19 protein-coding genes are annotated in these 20,640 nt (G+C 32.4%); 17 read left to right on the top strand and 2 right to left on the bottom strand.

Translation table 11 applies throughout. From position 1 onward, the window contains the following. Position 1: 1 nt before the first annotated feature. Together CLU81_RS10135 and CLU81_RS10130 are read right to left on the bottom strand one after the other, a co-directional pair. Positions 2 to 205, bottom strand: coding sequence for a hypothetical protein (locus tag CLU81_RS10135; protein WP_099709685.1), 204 nt, complete (start codon positions 203 to 205; stop codon positions 2 to 4). A gap of 108 nt (positions 206 to 313) precedes the next feature. Further along, a complete protein-coding gene (locus CLU81_RS10130; RefSeq protein WP_099709684.1) occupies positions 314 to 892 on the bottom strand; it encodes a MarC family protein in 579 nt (192 codons plus the stop codon). Between the two features lie 446 nt (positions 893 to 1,338). Here CLU81_RS10130 and CLU81_RS10125 point away from each other — a divergent pair, with 446 nt between their 5' ends. The 17 genes from CLU81_RS10125 (at position 1,339) to CLU81_RS10045 (ending at position 20,627) form a co-directional block, all read left to right on the top strand. Next, entirely contained in the window at positions 1,339 to 1,908 is a 570-nt protein-coding gene (locus CLU81_RS10125; RefSeq protein ID WP_099709683.1) for a DUF3109 family protein, read from the top strand. Between the two features lie 336 nt (positions 1,909 to 2,244). Beyond that, positions 2,245 to 3,222 carry a ribonucleotide-diphosphate reductase subunit beta gene (locus tag CLU81_RS10120; RefSeq protein WP_083692655.1) on the top strand — a complete coding sequence of 326 codons (978 nt, stop codon included), beginning with the start codon at positions 2,245 to 2,247 and terminating at the stop codon, positions 3,220 to 3,222. Between the two features lie 262 nt (positions 3,223 to 3,484). After that, on the top strand, positions 3,485 to 5,878 hold the full coding sequence (locus CLU81_RS10115) for a ribonucleoside-diphosphate reductase subunit alpha (protein ID WP_099709682.1): 2,394 nt from the start codon (positions 3,485 to 3,487) through the stop codon (positions 5,876 to 5,878). 201 nt (positions 5,879 to 6,079) lie between these two features. After that, on the top strand, positions 6,080 to 6,574 hold the full coding sequence (locus CLU81_RS10110; protein WP_099709681.1) for a hypothetical protein: 495 nt from the start codon (positions 6,080 to 6,082) through the stop codon (positions 6,572 to 6,574). A 6-nt stretch (positions 6,575 to 6,580) separates the two neighbouring features. Then, positions 6,581 to 6,961, top strand: a complete 381-nt coding sequence (locus CLU81_RS10105) for a hypothetical protein (protein ID WP_099709680.1) — start codon at positions 6,581 to 6,583, stop codon at positions 6,959 to 6,961. A 7-nt stretch (positions 6,962 to 6,968) separates the two neighbouring features. Continuing rightward, positions 6,969 to 7,241, top strand: coding sequence for a hypothetical protein (locus CLU81_RS10100; RefSeq protein WP_099709679.1), 273 nt, complete (start codon positions 6,969 to 6,971; stop codon positions 7,239 to 7,241). A gap of 531 nt (positions 7,242 to 7,772) precedes the next feature. Next, on the top strand, positions 7,773 to 8,612 hold the full coding sequence (locus tag CLU81_RS10095; RefSeq protein WP_099709678.1) for a prephenate dehydratase: 840 nt from the start codon (positions 7,773 to 7,775) through the stop codon (positions 8,610 to 8,612). Between the two features lie 87 nt (positions 8,613 to 8,699). Then, a complete protein-coding gene (locus tag CLU81_RS10090; RefSeq protein ID WP_099709677.1) occupies positions 8,700 to 9,845 on the top strand; it encodes a pyridoxal phosphate-dependent aminotransferase in 1,146 nt (381 codons plus the stop codon). A gap of 9 nt (positions 9,846 to 9,854) precedes the next feature. Beyond that, entirely contained in the window at positions 9,855 to 10,424 is a 570-nt protein-coding gene (locus CLU81_RS10085; protein WP_099709676.1) for a hypothetical protein, read from the top strand. A 1-nt stretch (position 10,425) separates the two neighbouring features. Then, positions 10,426 to 11,283 (top strand): prephenate dehydrogenase, encoded by an 858-nt coding sequence (locus CLU81_RS10080; RefSeq protein ID WP_099709675.1) that lies wholly within the window; start codon positions 10,426 to 10,428, stop codon positions 11,281 to 11,283. 15 nt (positions 11,284 to 11,298) lie between these two features. Continuing rightward, positions 11,299 to 12,381: a bifunctional 3-deoxy-7-phosphoheptulonate synthase/chorismate mutase type II gene (locus CLU81_RS10075; protein ID WP_099709674.1), complete on the top strand. Its 1,083-nt coding sequence runs from the start codon at positions 11,299 to 11,301 to the stop codon at positions 12,379 to 12,381. A 308-nt stretch (positions 12,382 to 12,689) separates the two neighbouring features. Next, entirely contained in the window at positions 12,690 to 13,667 is a 978-nt protein-coding gene (rsgA, locus tag CLU81_RS10070; protein WP_099709673.1) for a ribosome small subunit-dependent GTPase A, read from the top strand. A gap of 156 nt (positions 13,668 to 13,823) precedes the next feature. Further along, positions 13,824 to 14,276 carry a D-aminoacyl-tRNA deacylase gene (gene dtd, locus CLU81_RS10065; protein ID WP_099709672.1) on the top strand — a complete coding sequence of 151 codons (453 nt, stop codon included), beginning with the start codon at positions 13,824 to 13,826 and terminating at the stop codon, positions 14,274 to 14,276. A gap of 87 nt (positions 14,277 to 14,363) precedes the next feature. After that, positions 14,364 to 16,271 (top strand): DUF3857 domain-containing protein, encoded by a 1,908-nt coding sequence (locus CLU81_RS10060; protein WP_099709671.1) that lies wholly within the window; start codon positions 14,364 to 14,366, stop codon positions 16,269 to 16,271. A gap of 15 nt (positions 16,272 to 16,286) precedes the next feature. Continuing rightward, positions 16,287 to 18,302 carry a transglutaminase domain-containing protein gene (locus CLU81_RS10055; RefSeq protein WP_099709670.1) on the top strand — a complete coding sequence of 672 codons (2,016 nt, stop codon included), beginning with the start codon at positions 16,287 to 16,289 and terminating at the stop codon, positions 18,300 to 18,302. Position 18,303: 1 nt separating this feature from the next. Beyond that, on the top strand, positions 18,304 to 20,298 hold the full coding sequence (locus CLU81_RS10050; protein ID WP_099709669.1) for a DUF3857 domain-containing protein: 1,995 nt from the start codon (positions 18,304 to 18,306) through the stop codon (positions 20,296 to 20,298). Between the two features lie 2 nt (positions 20,299 to 20,300). Beyond that, positions 20,301 to 20,627, top strand: a complete 327-nt coding sequence (locus CLU81_RS10045) for a nucleotide pyrophosphohydrolase (protein WP_099709668.1) — start codon at positions 20,301 to 20,303, stop codon at positions 20,625 to 20,627. Positions 20,628 to 20,640 lie beyond the last annotated feature (13 nt).

Raw genomic sequence — 20,640 nt, 5'->3', positions numbered from 1 at the left:
ATTATCTGTTATCATTCATTTTTTCTTCAATTCTTTTTGAAATTCTAAAAATCAAAAGAATCAAAACTGCGCAAAATGAAGCGGCGATTCCAATAAAAGCTACAACACTGTCTCCCTGAAAAGGATTTTTGAAGTCTAGCAACGTAATATTAAAAACAATTAAAGCTAATGCCAGAAGCACTAAGATTGAAGTAAAAATTTTCATAATGGTTGTTTGTTTGCCTAAAATAATAAAGTAAAACTCTCAGATGTTAAAAAATGTCCTTAAGTTGTATTTTAGAAATTTTATGGGGTAAATTTATAAAAATAATTGTTAGACAAACAAACCTTTAACATTAGCAGCAAATAATTTAACAGCAATTGCTAAAAGTATTACTCCAAATGTCTTGCGAACCACGCCAAGTCCGTTTTCTCCTAATAAATTCTCGATTTTCTTAGAAGATTTTAAAACAATATATACTAATATAATGTTCAGTACAATCGCAATAATGATATTAATGGTGTGAAATTGAGATCGAAGAGATAATAAAGTAGTCATCGTTCCTGCGCCGGCAATCAAAGGAAACGCCAAAGGAACAATAGACGCAGATCCCGGTTCTTCGTCACGATAGATTCGGATTCCTAAAATCATTTCCAAAGCTAAAAAGAATAATACAAAAGAACCTGCAACGGCAAACGAATGCACATCTATACCAATAAGATTAAGTAATCCTTCTCCAACAAAAAGAAAAACAATCATAATAAGTGCGGCTACGATCGAAGCTTTTTCAGATTCGATATGTCCAACTTTTGCTCTTAAATTCACAATAATAGGAATAGATCCCACTATGTCAATTACGGCAAAAAGCACCATTCCTACAGTAACGATTTCTTTAAAGTCGATATCCAGCATATTACTTTGATTTTTAGGGTTTAAAAATTTGTGCAAAGGTAGATAATAAAGGTAGGTGTTTTTTTAATACGATGCATTATTGTTATAAAAACACGGTTTTACGGTTAAAAAAATGATTTTTATAACAATTATTAGCTTCTCTTGCATATTTGCAATGGTTTGGGGTGGTTTTGCTATGGCGTTTTACCGCAAAGTGCGCAAAGTTTTTTCGCAAAGATTCGCAAAGATCATTTTGGAGGCTACATAAATATAGAAGACTTAAAAAGTTCGCAAAGCTTGTGATGATTTAGCTTTGCGAACTTTGTATTTTTTATGCGTAAAGTAAAATTAAAACTTTGCGCTCTTTGCGGTAAAACCCACAAGATACTTTGCAGTAAAATTTAATCTCATTTCATCTGCTTTCTTTGCCTATCTTTGCACTTTATAAATTTCAGTACTTTATTATCATGTTTCAATTAGGTAAAACTATTATTTCAGAAGATATTCTTGAAAAAGAATTTGTGTGCAACTTGTCAGCTTGTAAAGGAGCTTGCTGTGTTGATGGAGATGCCGGCGCGCCTTTGAGCGAAGAAGAAACTAAAATTCTGGAAGAAATTTATCCTAAAGTAAAACCGTTTTTACGTAAAGAAGGAATTGCAGCTATCGAAGCGCAAGGAGCCTGGGTAAAAGGAACTGATGGAGATCTTGAAACGCCACTAATTGATAATAAGGATTGTGCTTACGTTATTTTTGATGGTAAAACTGCACTTTGCGGAATCGAGCAAGCTTATAACCAAGGAATCGTAGATTGGAAAAAACCAGTTTCGTGTCATTTATACCCAATCCGTGTAAAAGACTTCACGGAGTTTGCAGCGGTCAATTATGATAAATGGGATATTTGTGATGATGCCTGTTCTTTAGGTAAAGAATTAGAAGTTCCGGTTTATAAATTTGTCAAAGAAGCGTTAATTCGCCGCTTTGGTCAGGACTGGTATTTGGAGCTTGAAAAAGTTGCTGAAGAACTTAAAAAATCATAAAAATCTACGCGCGTTAGTTACCACTTTTAAGCGGCATATTTTAACTCAAAAAATAAAGTTTTAACTCAAAAAAAAACTTTTAAAAACAATTCAGAATTTCTTGCTTTTTATTATAAAAAGTCTATATTTTACGGGCTTCAAGGTTGTTTGGTTGCTTTTAAAACATTCATTTACAGTAAATTAATTATTGTCTGAAAAATATCTCATTTTTTAACCTTTGTTAAAAACTACGTCGAATTGTGAATAAGTTTGGCTTTCATTTTTAGCGATAATTGACAATCTTTGTAGTCTATTGAATTGGTAGAAATTCAATACAAAAATTAAACAAAAATTACCATGTCACAAGTCGAGCCAATATTACAAGAAAATAAAAATCGTTTCGTTATTTTTCCAATTAAACATCATGATATTTGGGAATGGTACAAAAAGATGGAAGCTAGTTTTTGGACTGCTGAAGAAATCGACTTGCACCAGGATTTGACAGACTGGAATAATAAGTTAAGTGACGACGAAAGATATTTCATTAAACATATATTAGCATTCTTTGCAGCTTCTGACGGAATTGTAAATGAAAACCTTGCTGAGAACTTTGTAAATGAAGTTCAATATGCTGAGGCGAAATTTTTCTATGGTTTCCAAATCATGATGGAAAACATTCATAGTGAAACTTATTCTCTATTAATTGACACTTACGTGAAAGATGAAGCAGAGAAAGCAGAATTGTTTAATGCTTTGGAAGTTTTTCCTGCAATTAAGAAAAAAGCAGACTGGGCTTTAAAATGGATCGAATCTGATTCGTTTGCTGAAAGACTAATTGCTTTTGCAGCAGTTGAAGGAATTTTCTTTTCAGGAGCTTTCTGTTCTATTTATTGGTTAAAAAAACGTGGTTTAATGCCAGGTTTAACTTTTTCTAACGAGTTGATTTCACGTGACGAAGGTGTACACTGTGACTTTGCAGTTCACCTACACAATCATCACTTGATTAATAAAGTACCAAAAGACAGAATTAAAGAGATTATTGTTGACGCTTTAGATATCGAAAGAGAGTTTGTTACAGAATCTCTTCCGGTAAGTTTAATTGGTATGAATGCTACTTTAATGACACAATATCTGGAATTTGTTGCAGATAGATTATTAGTAGAATTAGGTTGCGAACGTGTTTATGGATCAGCGAATCCGTTTGACTTCATGGACATGATCTCTCTTCAGGGAAAAACTAATTTCTTTGAAAAACGTGTTGCAGAGTATCAAAAATCTGGTGTTATGAACACAGATAGTGATGCTCAGAAAATTTCATTTGATGCAGATTTTTAGACAACAAAAGAATATTTTTAGCGCGATCTAAGAAACGCTAAAAAAGAATAACAGTAGATTTTTTAAGATTGAATCTTCATCCCAAATCGTCGATTCAATAACAATTTTTAATGTATTTAAATTCATTTTTCGAATTTGAATCAGACAACTATTGAGAATCCTACAATTCTCAAAAAATAATTTTAAAACACGCAATGTTTAAGATATGGAATTCGTTATTCCAGTGTCTTTCATTTTTTCAATAACTAAAATAGGTAAGCTTATGTATGTAGTAAAAAGAGATGGCCACAAAGAGCCCGTAATGTTTGATAAGATTACAGAAAGAATCAAAAAATTGTGTTACGGCTTGAATGAGCTTGTAGATCCTGTTAAGGTAGCGATGAGAGTTATCGAAGGATTGTATGATGGGGTTTCAACTTCTGAACTAGATAATCTTGCGGCAGAAACGGCGGCTTCTATGACTATTGCGCATCCTGATTATGCACAGTTAGCAGCACGTGTGGCAATATCTAATCTACATTCAAATACTAAGAAGTCGTTTTCAGAGACGATGAAAGATATGTACAATTACGTAAATCCAAGAAATGGACAAGAAGCTCCATTACTTTCGGATGAAGTATTTAAAGTAATTCAGGAAAACTCTGCTTTCCTTGATTCACATATCATTTATACAAGAGATTTCAATTACGATTACTTTGGTTTCAAAACTTTAGAGCGTTCGTATTTGTTGAAAATAAACGGTAAAATCGTAGAAAGACCACAACATATGTTGATGCGTGTTTCTGTTGGTATTCACCTTGACGATTTAAAATCAGTAATTGAAACTTACGATTTAATGTCTAAAAAGTTCTTTACGCATGCAACGCCAACGTTGTTTAATGCAGGAACTCCAAAACCACAAATGTCTTCTTGTTTCCTTTTGGCAATGCAGGATGATAGTATTGATGGTATTTATGATACATTAAAACAAACGGCTAAAATTTCGCAATCAGCGGGAGGAATTGGTCTTTCTATTCATAACGTTCGTGCAACAGGATCTTACATTCGTGGTACAAACGGAACTTCAAACGGAATCGTTCCAATGTTGAGAGTTTTCAACGATACGGCTCGTTACGTAGATCAAGGAGGTGGAAAACGTAAAGGAAGTTTTGCAATTTATATCGAAACTTGGCATGCGGATATCTTCGACTTTTTGGATTTAAAGAAAAACACAGGAAAAGAAGAAATGCGTGCGCGTGATTTATTCTTCGCAATGTGGACATCTGATTTATTCATGAAACGTGTTCAGGAAGATGCATCATGGACTTTAATGTGTCCTAACGAATGTCCAGGATTATACGATGTTTACGGAGAAGAATTCGAAACAATGTATTTGGACTATGAATTTAGAGGAAAAGGTAGAAAAACAATTCGTGCACGTGAATTATGGGAGAAAATCCTTGAATCACAAATCGAAACAGGAACTCCTTATATGTTGTACAAAGATGCAGCAAACCGTAAATCGAATCACAAGAACTTAGGAACAATTCGTTCGTCAAACTTGTGTACAGAGATTATGGAGTTTACTTCTAAAGATGAAATCGCAGTTTGTAACCTAGCTTCAATTTCGTTACCAATGTTTATTGATAACGGAAAATTTGATCACGAAGCGCTTTACAATGTTACAAAACGTGTAACTCGTAACCTGAACAAAGTAATCGACAGAAACTACTATCCGGTAAAAGAAGCTGAAAACTCAAACATGCGTCACCGTCCGGTAGGATTAGGAGTGCAAGGTTTAGCAGATGCTTTTATCATGTTGCGTATGCCGTTTACAAGTGATGAAGCAAAAGCATTAAATCAGGAAATTTTCGAAACATTATACTTCGCAGCCGTAACCGCTTCTATGGAAATGGCAAAAGAAGAAGGTCCATATTCTACATTTGCAGGATCTCCAATGTCACAAGGAGAATTCCAATATAATATGTGGGGAATGAAAGATGAAGAATTATCTGGTCGTTGGGACTGGGCTTCATTAAGAAAAGAAGTAATGGAACATGGAGTTCGTAACTCATTATTAGTTGCGCCAATGCCAACAGCTTCGACTTCTCAAATCCTTGGTAACAACGAAGCTTTCGAACCATATACATCAAACATTTACACACGTCGTGTATTGTCTGGAGAATTCATTGTAGTAAACAAACATTTACTAGAAGACTTAGTAAAACTTGGTTTATGGGACGAAACATTGAAACAAGAAATCATGCGTCATAATGGATCTGTTCAAAACATTGATATTATCCCGCAAGACTTGAAAGATCTTTACAAAACAGTTTGGGAAATGTCGATGAAAGATATTATTGATATGTCACGTCAAAGAGGTTATTTCATTGACCAATCACAATCATTGAACTTGTTCATGCAAGATGCAAACTATTCTAAACTTACGTCAATGCACTTCTATGCTTGGCAATCAGGTTTGAAAACAGGAATGTATTACCTAAGAACAAAATCTGCAGTTGATGCGATTAAATTCACATTAAACAACGATAAAAAAGAAGAAACTGCTCCAACTTTAGTTCCGGAAACAGAATCTATCAGCGTTGAAGATTACAAAGCAATGTTGCTTAAAGCACAAGCCGGAGATCCTGAAGATTGTGAAATGTGTGGTTCTTAATTCTTTTTTATTTAGAAGAAAGAGAATAGAATAAAGAAGAAAGATTTATATCTTTAATTTATAGAAAGCAGTTATTGTAATGATAACTGCTTTTGTTTTTTGGAGCTGTTTCCCGCTTTCCGTTTCAATCTTTATATTTTTAAAGGAAAAATATAAAGGATTTCCACTTCAATCGGGGCTAAAAAATAAAATCAGAAATTTATGAAAAGTAGAATCATCTTTATATTGTTAGTGCTCTTTTTTGTTTCATGCAAAAAGAAAGAAACAAAAGACATAAAAGAAGTTAAGATTGCAAAGCAAGAAAAAGATTCTAGTAATGTTGATCAGGATGAAGTTGTTACGATGAATGCTATAACGACCAATTATGATACATTGGTTAATAGAGTCAAAAAGAATGGGAATGAAGATGCTTACTTAGAGCTTTTTTATAATTTTAAAGAATGTGGCAAAGAGGTGCGAACAGATACTGTGATGGTTTACGCCAAAATCATGGCTTTAAAACACAATAATGAAAGAGGATATTATGATTATCTCCAAGCATTGTATGAGAAATATGATGTAGATTATTCTGATTTTTCAAAAATTGATATTAGCAAATTAGATAAAGTATCTAAGAAACCAATTGAAGATTGGTTAAATCTTATGCTTGCTAAAAAGATTATGACAAAGAAGGATTTTGATGCCATAAAAAGATAGTTTCAAATGAAGAAAATTATGTTAGGTTTATTCTTGATAGTTAATACTGTTTATGCTCAGAAGCGAGATGTTATCTATCGAATTACGGCTGATTCTTATCCTACTATTGGATATGCTTATGTAGTAAGTGTTTTGTATTTAAAAGAAGATAATAGTTATAGACTCTTAGAGCAACAATATAATTCGAGGAAAATGGCTCGGAAAAATATTTTAAGGAGATCTAACGATGAATATGGCGTTTGGAAAATGATTGGCGATACTTTAGAACTTTATGATGATAAAAATAGACCTCCAGCAAAGTTTATTATAATCGATGATAAGAAAATAGCTTTTTTATTCGATGATAATGAAAGATCAGATTCTTATTGGATAAAAGTAAAAAATTGAGATACTTATGAATTTGAATATAATTCTAAAAAATAAAGAAGAATATTATCGATTAGCAATTGAATATTATGATAATATTGATGAAGAATACCGTGAAGAATGTCTGGTTTCTCCAAAATCTATTTCGGTCTTAATGGATCATGATTTTATTGTAACGCCATGTATTGAAATAAGATTAGAACTTCTTTCACAAGATGAGCAAAAAACAATTGGAAATTACTTTTTATATACAGATGAAGAGAAGCAGTTTGTTGATGAGTTTCTAATTTATAAGGATTAGATCGATTATTCTCATTTTATGTCATTTCGACGGAGGAGAAATCACACAAGTATTCCGTGGCTATAATTGCCAATCTTTGTCGAGTTTCTAGTGTGATTTCTCCTCCGTCGAAATGACAAGATTCTAAAGAAATCAGGTTTAAATTGATTCCATAAGTAGAAAAAGAAGATGAAATCTCAGCGTCTTAGCAACTCAGAACCTTAGTAGCTCACTAAAAACCAATTGTCTATATCGCATTTTAAGGCTGTTTTTTTATATTATCATACAAAACCTGCTAAATTTGTTAAGAAATCCTTTTTTGTTTCATAAAATGCATTATTTTTTTTGGTGCAGTAAAAATAATTTATACATTCGCAGAGAATTTATTGAAAAACACAAACAAAATGTCTAATAACCGTTTTTATTTTAGCAACTCTTTTTATTTCTTCTTTAGTAGAAGTGAGGATTGTGCTATGGTTATTTGAGAAAATTTAAAAGACAAATAAAACTAATATACAATCCTGATGCAAATCAGGATTTTTTTTTGAATATATGACAACTAAAATTGCAATACAAGGTATAAAAGGTTCATTTCATCATCAGGTTGTGAAGGAGTATTTCTCTGAAAATGTGGAAATTGATGAATGTTTATCTTTTGAAGAATTAATTGACAGCCTGCTTTCCGGAAAAACTGACCAGGCAGTTATGGCGATTGAAAATTCGATTGCAGGGCCAATTATTCCGAATTATGCTTTGATTGACAAAAATAATTTACACATAATTGGAGAGCATTATTTAAATATTAGCCAAAATTTAATGGCTTTAAAAGGTCAGAAAATCGAAGATATAAAAGAAGTTCATTCACATCCAATGGCAATTTTACAATGTATGGATTTCTTAAAACAATATCCGAACATTAAGTTGGTTGAAGACAAAGATACAGCTGAAACTGCAAGAAGAATTCAGGAAAAACAACTAACCGGAATCGCAGCAATTGCAAGTAAAGTAGCTTCGGAAATGTATGATCTTGATATTATCGCACCGGAAATTCAAACGATCAAAAACAACATGACTCGTTTTGTGATTATCAAAAAGCAAAATTCATTTTTGCCGGAAAATGAAATCAACAGAGCCTCAATCAAATTTGAATTGGATCACAAAAGAGGAAGTTTAGCAGCAGTTTTGAATGTAATGAGTGATTGCAAACTGAATTTGACAAAAATTCAGTCGCTTCCAAAAATTGAAACACCTTGGAAATATTCATTTTTCGTAGATGTAACATTTGAGAAATACGAAGATTTTGCAAAAGCCAAATCATTATTAAATATAATGGCAGAATATTTTAAAGTATTGGGAGAATATAAAAACACAAAGCCTTTGGCTCAGTCATAAAGTCCAAAGTCCAAAGTCGAAAGTCTAAAGAGAAAAGCATAATGCTTACAGCCTAAAGCCTAAAGCATTTTTTAATAAAAAATAGAAATGATTACAACAGCAAAAAGATTAGATACAGTTGAAGAATACTACTTCTCATCAAAATTGAGAGAAGTTCGTCAATTGCAATCTGAAGGAAAGTCTATCATCAATATGGGAATTGGAAGCCCTGATTTGAGTCCGTCGAAAGCAGTAATTGAAGCGGTTGCCGCAGCAATTCAAGATGAAAACGGGCATGGTTATCAGAGCTATCAGGGATTACCGGAATTGAGAAAAGGGATGGCAGATTTTTATCAGAATCAGTTTGGTGTTGAATTAAATCCGAATAACGAGATTTTGCCTTTGATGGGTTCGAAAGAAGGAATTATGCACATTTCGTTAGCATTTTTAAATGAAGGCGATCACGTTTTGATTCCGAATCCGGGTTATCCAACTTATACTTCGGTAACTAATTTGGTTGGAGCGGTTCCGGTTTATTACGATCTAAAAGAAGCAAATGCCTGGGAACCGGATTTTGAAGCTTTGGAAAAATTAGAGATGGAGAAAGTAAAAATTATGTGGCTTGGATATCCACACATGCCAACTGGAGCGAGAGGAAGTTTAGCGTTATTTGAAAAATTGGTTGCTTTTGCTAAAAAACATAACATATTATTGATCAACGATAATCCGTATAGTTTTGTTTTGAATGATAATCCAATGAGTTTATTGCAAGTTGAAGGCGCAAAAGAAGTGGCTTTAGAATTGAATTCACTTAGTAAAACATTCAACATGGCAGGTTGGAGAGTTGGAATGGTTTTGGGAAATCCTGAAATTATCGATGCGGTTCTAAAAGTAAAAAGCAACATGGACAGCGGAATGTTCTACGGAATTCAGAAAGGTGCAGTTGCAGCGTTGAATTGCGATAAATCTTGGTTCGAAGATCAAAACAAGATCTACAGACGCCGTAGAGAATTAACAGAAAAACTAGCAGAAAAATTAGGCTGCAAAGTTTATAAAGAAGGAGTTGGGCTTTTTGTTTGGGCGAAACTTCCAGAAGGAATCGAATCAGCAGAAAAGTTCATTGACGAAATATTATACGAGAAACATATTTTTATCACACCGGGAACAATCTTCGGAAGCAATGGTGAAGGATATATTAGATTCTCGCTGTGTGTGAAGGAGGAAAAAGTACAAGAAGCTATTGATAGATTTTAATATAATATTATGGGAAATATTTGGTTTTTGAGAACAGATAAAATGACACACATTAAGGATATTTCTACAGATAATCCATTTATTTATAGTCAACATGGAGTTTGTGCAGAAAAAGAAATTAATAAACTTCAAAGTGTTATAGAATTTAAAAAACAAATTTTTCCGAAAGCATTAATTTCAGGACGTCAAATACGAAATATTGTTTATGAAATTAAAAACGAATTAATTAAAGATAGATATATAACCTACGAACCAAAACAATGTGATTACTTTATTTGGTGCTGGATTAGTGGGATGGATATTGGTGATATAGTTGTTGTAAGAAATTCTAAAAATGAAATTTTCATATGTGAAATCAATGACTATGTTTCTGAAAAATTTTTAGATGAAAATGGATATTTTGGAAGATCAGTTAGAATTATAAAAGAATGGAAAAAAGAAGCAGAAGCAACAGAAATAAAAGAAATTATTCATAGAACATTAGGAAGAAGAACGCTGGAGAGAAATGCAAATAATGTTGCGAAAAAAGTAATAGATAAGCACATAGAAGGGGAAGTAGGAAATAAACGATGGAAGTAAAATGAAAGTATACGTAATAGGAATAGGGTTAATAGGAGGTTCGATGGTGCTGGACATCAAAGATCAACATCCAAACGCAACTATTTTTGGAATAGATAATAACGAAAAACATTTGCAAGAAGCAATTGATTTAGGAGTTATTGATCAGGCAGGAAGTTTTGAAGATTTGGCGGAAGCTGATTTTGTAATTGTTTCGGTTCCTGTGGATGTTGCGCTGACGGTTTTGCCTAAAGTATTGGATTTGGTTGGTGATAAAACAATTGTTTTTGAAGTTGGATCGACTAAAAAACCAATTTGTGATGCAGTTGCCAGTCACCCAAAAAGAAGAAATTTTATTGCAACGCATCCAATTGCAGGAACGGAGTTTTCAGGACCTTCGGCGGCGATAAAAGGTTTGTTTAAAGGAAAAACAAACATTATTTGCGAGGTGGAAAAAACCACTTTTAAATTGCAGGAAAAAGCATTGCAGCTTTTCAGCGAAATTGGAATGAGGATTCGATATATGGATCCAACTTCGCACGATAAACATATTGCTTACGTTTCACATTTGTCGCACATTAGTTCCTTTATGCTCGGGAAAACGGTAATGAATAAAGAAAAAGACGAACAGGATATTTTTGATATGGCGGGAAGTGGATTTGAAAGCACCGTACGTTTAGCAAAAAGTTCTCCGGCAATGTGGACACCGATTTTTAAGCAAAACAAAGAACACGTTATTGAGACATTAGAAGAATATATTTCAAATCTGAGTCGGTTTAGAGATTTGTTGAAAGATGAAAATTATAATGCCATTTTTGAAGAAATGGAAAGCACAAATAAAATTAAAGAGATATTAAACGGATTAACAATTAAAAAATAAAAACTAAAAATTAAGATGGAAAATAAGAAAGAAATGAGAAAGTGGTTAGAAGATTTCAATTTAAATCACCCACTTGTGATAGCTGGACCATGTAGTGCAGAAACTGAAGATCAAGTATTGAAAATTGCTCACGAATTAAAAGATTCAAAAGTTAGTGTATTCAGAGCGGGAATCTGGAAACCAAGAACGCGTCCGGGAGGATTTGAAGGTGTTGGAGAAATTGGTTTAAAATGGTTGCAAAAAGCTAAGAAAGAAACTGGTTTATTAATGGGAACTGAAGTTGCGACTGCAGCTCACTGTAAGCTGGCTTTAGAACATGATATTGACGTTTTATGGGTTGGTGCTCGTACAACTGCAAACCCTTTTGCTGTTCAGGAAATTGCTGATACATTGAAAGGAACTGATAAAATCGTTTTGGTTAAAAACCCTGTAAACCCGGATTTAGCTTTATGGTTAGGTGGTGTTGAGCGTTTACATATGGCTGGAATCGAGAAATTAGGAGTTATTCACAGAGGTTTCTCTACTTACGAAAAAACAAAATACAGAAACATTCCAGAATGGCAAATTGCTATCGAATTGCAAAATAAATTCCCTGATTTACCATTAATCATCGATCCATCTCACATTACAGGAGATCGTAAAATGATTTTTGAAGTAACTCAAGAAGCTTTAGATTTGAACTACGATGGTATGATTATCGAAACGCACTACGATCCGGACAATGCTTGGTCTGATGCTGCTCAACAAGTTACTCCAGACGCTTTGAAACAAATCATTAAAGATTTGACTATCAGAAAAACGGATGATACTACAGATGAGTACAGCCAAAAAATGACTAAACTAAGAGCTAACATCGATGTTCTTGATGCTAACTTATTAGAATTGTTAGGAAAACGTATGAAAGTTGCTGACGAAATTGGACAAGTGAAAAAAGATGCAAACGTAGCGATTCTTCAAAACAACCGTTGGAACGAAATCTTAGGGAAAATGATTCTTGAAGGAGAGAAAAAAGGTCTTACTGAAGAGTTTGTTTTGAGAATGTTCAAAGCAATTCACCAGGAAAGTATTGGTCACCAGGAGAAAATTTTCAACGCATAATTTTCTTTAAAGTATAAATGTGATATAAGTTAATTTGAGTTTTTAATAAATTCTGTTCTAAAGTTTTCTTATTTCATAATTTTAAAAATAGATTGTTTTTTTAAAATCCCCATCATTTTGAAAGAAATGGTGGGGATTTTTGTTTTTAAATTATGTAGCCTAAGATTTCAACCTTGGATAGCGTAATGTTTTGTCTCAATCTATTTTCCAAGGTTGAATCCTTGGGCTATGTTTAAAATTATTCATTTATCTTTGCAAAGATTTCAGAGCCGAATCTAAACTCTGAAGCAGAAATCTAAAATTAAAGAATGACTGGACTCGTATATAAATCTACAGGAAGTTGGTACACGGTAAAATCTGAAAAAGGTGATTTTATAGAATGCCGTATGAAAGGGAAGTTTAGGATGAAAGGTATTAAAAGTACTAATCCTATTGCTGTAGGTGATATTGTGGATTATGAACTCGAAGAAACTTCAGATGCTGTAACGGGAACCATTTTTAATATTCACGAAAGAAAGAATTACATCGTTCGTAAATCGGTTAACTTATCGCATCAAATGCATATTATTGCATCGAATATTGATCGCGTTTTTTTATTGATCACAATTAATAATCCACCAACTACATTCAACTTTATTGATCGTTTTTTAGTAACTGCCGAAGCTTATAATATTGAAACGATTTTGGTTTTTAATAAAATAGATACTTTTGATGAACCTACTCTTGAAGACCAATTGTATATGCAATATGTTTATCAGCAAATAGGTTATAAATGTCTTCGCGTTTCTTCGACTGAAATGAAAGGAGTTGAAGAATTAAAAGAAATGATGATTGGTAAAGTAAGTATGTTTTCAGGACATTCAGGTGTAGGGAAATCAACTTTGGTAAATGCCATGGAACCTACTTTACATCTTAAAACCAAAAACATTTCTGAAGCCAGTAAACAAGGGCAACATACAACGACTTTTGCCGAAATGTATGATTTGTCTTTTAATGCAAAAATTATCGATACTCCGGGAATTAAAGGTTTTGGAATCGTGGATATGGAGAAAGAAGAAATCAGTGGTTATTTTCCTGAATTTTTCAAGTTAAAAGATCAATGTAAATTCAATAATTGCCTGCATAAAGAAGAACCTCATTGTGCTATTAAGGCAGCTTTAGAAAGAGATGAGATTGCCTGGTCACGCTATAATAGTTACTTGAAGATTCTGGAAGGTGATGATGAAAATTATCGTACGGATTCTTATGATGAAGATCGAAAAGCAAGTGACGAACTGAGGAAATAGTCGTTTACATCTTAAATACAGTGTTTTACACTTTATAGAGATCATTTTACTATCAAAATAAACAGTATCAATTTTTTTAAACACCAATAAAAAATAGTATTATTGTAGAGATGCACAGTAGTGCATCTTTTTTTTTATAATTGAAATTTAGGTAATATGAGAATTGTTGTTCAAAGAGTTTCAGAAGCATCAGTAACAGTTGAAAATAATAAAATAGCAGACATTCAAAAAGGATTGTTGGTATTAGTTGGAATTGAAGAAGCCGACACTCAGGAAGATATTGATTGGCTTGTTGGAAAAATTATAAAAATGAGAATTTTTGGTGATGAAAATGATGTCATGAACTGCTCAGTTCAAGATATCGATGGCGATATTATAGTTGTAAGCCAGTTTACACTTCATGCTTCTACAAAAAAAGGTAATCGTCCTTCTTACATAAAAGCAGCAAAACCTGAATTTGCAATTCCTATGTACGAGAACTTTGTAAAATCATTAGAAAAAGATTTTAATAAAAAAGTACAAACCGGAATCTTTGGTGCTGATATGAAGGTTAATCTCTTAAATGATGGGCCTGTAACGATTTTAATGGATAGTAAAAATAGGGATTAAAAAATAATTAAAGAAAGATTAAAAAAAAATTAGACGAGTGTTAAGGGTTTCTAAAAATAATATATATTTGGCGAAATTACTTACTAAATGAAAGCTCCCGTTTTTGCGTTACTTTTCTTCTTTATTACGCTTATTTCTTCTGCCCAAAAAGGTGAATATCCCGTTTCAAAAATTTCCGATAGTCTTAAAGAAAATGCCAATGCCATAGTTCGTTTGGATCAAATGGATATTATCATTGCTTCTCAGCGCAGTATGACTTTGAAAACACAGACAGTCGTAACGGTTTTAAATGAGAAAGGCCTTGGCGATATCAATGCTTATCAACACTATGATAAAACAACCAGCATAAAAAGCATCGAAGCAGTTGTTTATGACGAACTTGGTAATGAAATTAAAAAGATTAGAAGAAAAGATTTTAAAGATCGAAGCGCAGTAAGCGGAAGCACTCTTTTTTCAGACAGTAGAGTAATTTATTTAGATTATACTCCAATTTCGTATCCATTTACGATTGCATATTCCAGCGAAGTCGAAACTTCAAACACTGCTTTTATTCCAAAATGGTATTTTTTAAGCGGTTATAATGTAAGTATAGAGAAATCCATTTTAAATGTTTCTTATCCAAATAATTTGGGATTTAAAAAGAAAGAATTTCAATTTTCTGATTTTAACATAAAAAAAACTGTAGATAGCGATACAAAACTTAGTTATGTTTCAGTAAATATTTTAGCTAGAAAAGCAGAGGATTACAGTCCTTCGACAGAAGATCTTTTTCCTAAAGTTATGATGGGATTGGAGCATTTTCACTTAGAAGGTGTAGACGGAACTGCTACAACATGGGAAGCATTTGGTAAATGGTACAGCGAAAAAATTCTTGCAGGAACAACAGTTTTGCCCGAAGAAACAGTAGCTAAAATAAAAGCATTGGTTGGTGATGAAAAAGATCCAATAAAGAAAGCGAAAATTATTTATGACTATGTTCAGAAAAAATCAAGATATGTAAATATTGCGATTGGTATTGGAGGCTGGAAACCCATGCTTGCTTCTGATGTCGATCGATTAGGATATGGAGATTGTAAAGCATTGTCAAATTACACAAAAGCACTTTTGCAGACAGTCGATGTTCCTTCGTATAATACTATTTTATATGGAGATCGCTACAAATCAGATATTCAATCTGATTTTGTTTCGATGCAGGGAAATCACATGATATTGGCAATTCCAAATGGAAATCATTATACATTTCTTGAATGTACAAGTCAGGATGATCCATTTGGGTATCAAGGTACTTTTACGGATGATAGAGATGTTTTGGTAGTTAAACCAGAAGGAGGTGTAATTGTTCGAACTACAATTTATGCTGATCCGGGCAATACACAAAAAGATAAAGGTTTTTATGCTATTGATGAAAACGGAAACTTCTCCGGATCAATATCTGTTACTTCAGAAGGTTCACAATATAGTTCTAAATCTCAAATAGAAACTTTGCAACCAACAGAAAAAGAAGCTCATTATAAGAAATATTGGGATAACATCAATAATTTGAAATTGGGGAAAATAACTTTTAAAAACGACAAAGAAAATATTCGTTTTACCGAAGATGTTCAGATTAGTGCAATAAGCTACGCGACGATTTCAGCTAATAAAATGATTTTTGCAATTGATGCCTTTAATCAAAGTTCGGGTAATGTAAAAAGAATCCGAAATAGAAAGAATCCATTTCAAATTCAACGTGGTTATTTAGATACTGACGAAATCGAAGTTAATCTGCCAACAGGTTTTTCCATTGAATTTTTGCCTGCAAATTTTGAATTAAAAGGCAAATTTGGAGAATACAAAACTGAAATCATTAAAAAAGAGAATAACAAACTGACCTACAAACGCTCTATGTTTTTAAATAAGGGAAAATATTCAAACAAAGAATACGATGAATATCGCCTTTTTATGGAACAAGTGTCAAAAAACGATAATGCCAAAATTATATTAACCAAGAATTAATCAAGAACTAATCAAATGAAATTTATTAAACTTTTTAGTCTTTCAGTTCTTTTGTTGTTTATCTCAAAAGTAACAGCACAAGAATTTAAATTAGGAAAAGTTTCCATCGCAGAACTGGAACAAAAAGTGCATCCTAAAGATTCGTCTGCAGTTGCCGCAATATTGTATAAAAAAGGAGAAGTAAGAATTGAATACGATCAAAATGAGGGATTTGTTACCTTCACAGATGTTGAAACCAGAATTAAAATTTACAAAAAAGAGGGTTACGATTGGGCGACTCAAGCAGTTTGGTATTATAACCAAAGTAGTTTTAAGGAACGAGTGTTTTTTACAGATGCGGTTACCTATAATTTAGTAAATGGTAAGATCGAAAAAACAAAACTTAAAAGTGATGGTACTTTTGATGAAGTTTTAAATAAATACAGAGGACAAAAAAAGATTACAATGCCTAATGTTAAAGAAGGATCTGTAATTGAGTTTAGATATACAATTAAATGTCCAAGTGACAGAATAATCAGAGATTGGGATTTTCAAACCTCTATTCCAGTAAATTACTCTGAATTTTCGACTTTTATACCTGAATATTATGTTTTTAATTTAAGACAAAAAGGGTATATTTTTCCTAAAAGTTTTACGCAAAAAAATCCTAAGTCAATAGTTATAACCAATAAAGAAAGAGCTTCTGAAGGCCGTGTTACATCAACTACTTTTTCAACAGATAAGCTTGATTATGTAGAAACTCAGACGACATTTAAAGCAGTAGATTTTCCGGCTATGAAAGAGGAATCTTTTGTAAATAATATTGATAATTATCTTTCAAGTGTTGCACATGAATTGTCTATGATAAAATATCCTAATTCAACAATGAAAGAATATTCAACAGATTGGAATTCGGTAGTTAAAACGATATACGATTATGATGATTTCGGACCTGAATTGAATAAAACAGGATATTTTGAAGATAATCTAAAAACGCTTCTGGCAGGAAAAAATACTCCTGAAGAAAAAATACAAACAATTTTAAGTTATGTACAATCCAATGTAAAATGGAATGGTTACATGGGCTATAGTTGTGACAGTGGAGTTAAAAAAGCATATAAGGAAAAAACAGGAAATATAGCAGATATCAATTTAATGCTTACAGCTATGTTACGTTATTCCGGTTTAACAGCAAATCCGGTTTTAGTAAGTACGCGTTCAAACGGAATCGCGTTGTTCCCAAATAGAAATGCTTTTAATTATGTAATTGCAGCAGTTGAAACAGAGCAAGGAAATATTTTAATTGATGCAAGTGAGAAATTTTCTACTCCAAATGTCTTGCCTTTAAGAGTTTTAAACTGGTCTGGAAGATTGATTAGAAAAGATGGTACATCTCAAGAAATTGATTTAATGCCAAGAAAACCATCTAGCGACAATGTTTTTATGAATTATAGTATTGATGCTGACGGTAAAGTTACCGGAAAAACCAGAAGACAAAGTACAGATTATAATGCGATGATTACCAGAGATAATATGAGTAGTGTAAAAGAAGAAGAATATCTGGAGAAACTTGAAAATTTAAATAATAAAATTGAGATTAGCGAATATGTCAGAACAAACGAAAAAGACATTTTGTTGCCAACAATAGAAACATATTCATTTACAGGAAATAATTTGTGTGAGGTAATTGGAGGGAAAATCTATGTAAGCCCGATGTTGTTTTTTACCAATGATAAAAATCCATTTAAACAAGAAGTTCGCGAATATCCGGTAGATTTTAGTTACCCGTTTTTAGATAAATACAATATTACAATTCAAATTCCAGAAGGATTTGCTGTTGAAACTTTGCCTGCACCGGCAATTCTTAATATGGAAGATAATTTAGGAACTTTTAAATTTAATATTGCGGCCAGTGGTACTTCATTACAGTTGAGTATCGCACATCAAATAAATGATGCTGTGGTTTCTGCTGAAAAATATGAAATGCTAAAAGAATATTACAAAGTAATGATTGCCAAAGAAACAGAGAAAATAGTTTTAAAGAGAATATAAAATGAAATTTCAAAGTATAGTAATCGTTTTTTTATTTTCAATTTTAAGTGTTTCTAAAATAAATGCGCAAAATCAGGAATTAGGGAAAGTTACTATTGCTGAATTACAGGAAAAAGTACATCCAAAAGATACTACAGCTCCCGCAGCAATTTTATTCAAAAAAGGAAAAACATTTTTGACTTATAATAAAGACAGAGGATTCTATGTAAACAATGTTTATGAATTTAAGATCAAAATTTATAAAAAAGAGGGACTATATTGGGCAAATCAAAAAGCCAGTTTCTATATTGGATATGAAAGTTTAAACGAAGACAGAGTTGACTTTTCAGATGCGGTGACTTATAATTTGGAAAACGGAAAAATTGTAAAAACGAAACTTGACAATCAAGGTAGTTTTACAAAAAATATAAATAAATACTGGAGCGAAAAAATAATAACGTTGCCAAATGTAAAAGAAGGCTCAATAATAGAATACAAATATGTTCATAGATCCGAAAACATTGTTAAGCTTCCGGATTTTCAAATTCAGTATGACGTTCCGTTAAATTATTTCGAGTATAAAACTGAAATTCCGGAAATGTATATTTATAAACCAATTTTGATTGGCAGACTTCCAATAGTTACTGATTCCAAATTGATTAATGCAGGTCAAAGTTTTGAAAACGAACACAATCAAACTGCCAGACTTTCTTACAGACAAATTAATTCGATCTATTCAGGAAAAGATATTCCGGCGCTTACAGAAGAACCTTATGTAAATAATCCCATTAATTACAGAGGATCGATTCAGCATGAATTAGAAAGAATTAGATATGTCGATCAACCGGATAAAGATTATACAGTTACCTGGGAAGGCGTAGCAACAACAATTTTTAAAGATGAAAATTTCGGAAAAGAACTTAATGAAAGAAGTTTTTTGATGGAAGATGTAAAGCGATTATTAGCAAATGTTGAAGCGCCAAGCGAAAGATTAGATATCATCTTTAAGTTTGTTCAAAATAAAATGAATTGGGACGAAACCAGAGGATGTTATACTGATAAAGGTGTTGTAAAAGCTTATAAAGATCAGACTGGAAATGTAGCTGAAATTAATTTCATCCTGATTGACATGCTTAAAATTGCCGGTATAGACGCAAATCCTGTTTTGGTTAGTACAATCGAAAACGGAGTTCCGGTTTATCCAACGCGTACCGGATTTAATTATGTAATTGCCGCTGCCGAAATCGACGGAAAGCAAATACTTCTGGACGCAACTCATAAATTTACTGCGCCTAATATTTTGCCATTAAATGTTTTAAATTGGAAAGGGCGATTAATCAAGAAAGATGGTACTTCCCAAGAAATTAATTTGGATCCCGTTACTCAATCTCGCGAAATATCCAGTTTGATGGTTAAGATGGATGCCAAGGGAAAAATGGAAGGGAAAGTCAGAATTCAAAGAACAGATTATGAGGCTTATGATTTTAGAGTTCGAAATGCAGACAAGAACGAAGAAAGTTATCTTGAAAAATTTGAAGAAGAATTAGGCGATTTAAAAATTTCAAATTATACCATTGAGAATAAAAAGACAAATTTATCGGGTCCGGTTTTAGAGACTTTTTCTTTTACGTCAGAGAATCAATCGGATATAATTAAAGATAAAATTTTTATAAATCCGTTATTGTTTTTTACCAGAACTAAGAATCCTTTTAAACAGGAAAACAGACAAATGGCTATTTATTTTGGATATCTTACAATGGAAAGATTTACTATAAATTTAGAAATTCCCGAAGGTTATATGGTAGAGTCATTACCATCTGCTGTTCGTGTTACCTTAGGAGATAAAGAAATAGTATTCTCATTAAACATTTCAAGTGATGGAAATAAAATTCAAATTTTGAGTACAAAAGAAATTAACAGTAGTATTTTTGCAGCTGACGCATATCAGGGATTAAAGGATCTCTTTCAGAAAATGATTGCAAGTCAGAACGAAAAAATTATTCTTAAAAAAATTTAATCATGGATTTGAAAAATGCACAACTTGATGTTGATATCTGGATAAAAGAACACGGAGTTCGCTATTTTAACGAATTGACCAATATGGCACAACTTACAGAAGAAGTTGGCGAAGTTGCCAGAATTATTGCACGCAGATATGGCGAACAATCTGAGAAAGAAAGTGATAAAAATAAAGATTTAGGAGAAGAATTGGCTGATGTTGTTTTTGTAGTATTATGTCTTGCCAACCAAACAGGAATTGATTTACAAGCTGCTTTTGATAAAAAAATGGATTTAAAATCGGTTAGAGATAAAGACCGTCATAAAAACAACGATAAATTAAAATAATTGTGAAATATCA

The organism is Flavobacterium sp. 9 (genome assembly GCF_002754195.1).
In the GTDB taxonomy this organism is placed as follows: domain Bacteria; phylum Bacteroidota; class Bacteroidia; order Flavobacteriales; family Flavobacteriaceae; genus Flavobacterium.
Note: the sequence above shows the minus strand (reverse complement) of the source record. Positions and strands in the feature narration are given on the sequence as shown.

What these genes read in the sequence shown, in the direction of transcription:
- CLU81_RS10135 (WP_099709685.1), bottom strand. Translation starts at nt 205, where the DNA reads ATGAAAATTTTTACTTCAATCTTAGTGCTTCTGGCATTAGCTTTAATT.
- CLU81_RS10130 (WP_099709684.1), bottom strand. Translation starts at nt 892, where the DNA reads ATGCTGGATATCGACTTTAAAGAAATCGTTACTGTAGGAATGGTGCTT.
- CLU81_RS10125 (WP_099709683.1), top strand. Translation starts at nt 1,339, where the DNA reads ATGTTTCAATTAGGTAAAACTATTATTTCAGAAGATATTCTTGAAAAA.
- CLU81_RS10120 (WP_083692655.1), top strand. Translation starts at nt 2,245, where the DNA reads ATGTCACAAGTCGAGCCAATATTACAAGAAAATAAAAATCGTTTCGTT.
- CLU81_RS10115 (WP_099709682.1), top strand. Translation starts at nt 3,485, where the DNA reads ATGTATGTAGTAAAAAGAGATGGCCACAAAGAGCCCGTAATGTTTGAT.
- CLU81_RS10110 (WP_099709681.1), top strand. Translation starts at nt 6,080, where the DNA reads ATGAAAAGTAGAATCATCTTTATATTGTTAGTGCTCTTTTTTGTTTCA.
- CLU81_RS10105 (WP_099709680.1), top strand. Translation starts at nt 6,581, where the DNA reads ATGAAGAAAATTATGTTAGGTTTATTCTTGATAGTTAATACTGTTTAT.
- CLU81_RS10100 (WP_099709679.1), top strand. Translation starts at nt 6,969, where the DNA reads ATGAATTTGAATATAATTCTAAAAAATAAAGAAGAATATTATCGATTA.
- CLU81_RS10095 (WP_099709678.1), top strand. Translation starts at nt 7,773, where the DNA reads ATGACAACTAAAATTGCAATACAAGGTATAAAAGGTTCATTTCATCAT.
- CLU81_RS10090 (WP_099709677.1), top strand. Translation starts at nt 8,700, where the DNA reads ATGATTACAACAGCAAAAAGATTAGATACAGTTGAAGAATACTACTTC.
- CLU81_RS10085 (WP_099709676.1), top strand. Translation starts at nt 9,855, where the DNA reads ATGGGAAATATTTGGTTTTTGAGAACAGATAAAATGACACACATTAAG.
- CLU81_RS10080 (WP_099709675.1), top strand. Translation starts at nt 10,426, where the DNA reads ATGAAAGTATACGTAATAGGAATAGGGTTAATAGGAGGTTCGATGGTG.
- CLU81_RS10075 (WP_099709674.1), top strand. Translation starts at nt 11,299, where the DNA reads ATGGAAAATAAGAAAGAAATGAGAAAGTGGTTAGAAGATTTCAATTTA.
- rsgA (WP_099709673.1), top strand. Translation starts at nt 12,690, where the DNA reads ATGACTGGACTCGTATATAAATCTACAGGAAGTTGGTACACGGTAAAA.
- dtd (WP_099709672.1), top strand. Translation starts at nt 13,824, where the DNA reads ATGAGAATTGTTGTTCAAAGAGTTTCAGAAGCATCAGTAACAGTTGAA.
- CLU81_RS10060 (WP_099709671.1), top strand. Translation starts at nt 14,364, where the DNA reads ATGAAAGCTCCCGTTTTTGCGTTACTTTTCTTCTTTATTACGCTTATT.
- CLU81_RS10055 (WP_099709670.1), top strand. Translation starts at nt 16,287, where the DNA reads ATGAAATTTATTAAACTTTTTAGTCTTTCAGTTCTTTTGTTGTTTATC.
- CLU81_RS10050 (WP_099709669.1), top strand. Translation starts at nt 18,304, where the DNA reads ATGAAATTTCAAAGTATAGTAATCGTTTTTTTATTTTCAATTTTAAGT.
- CLU81_RS10045 (WP_099709668.1), top strand. Translation starts at nt 20,301, where the DNA reads ATGGATTTGAAAAATGCACAACTTGATGTTGATATCTGGATAAAAGAA.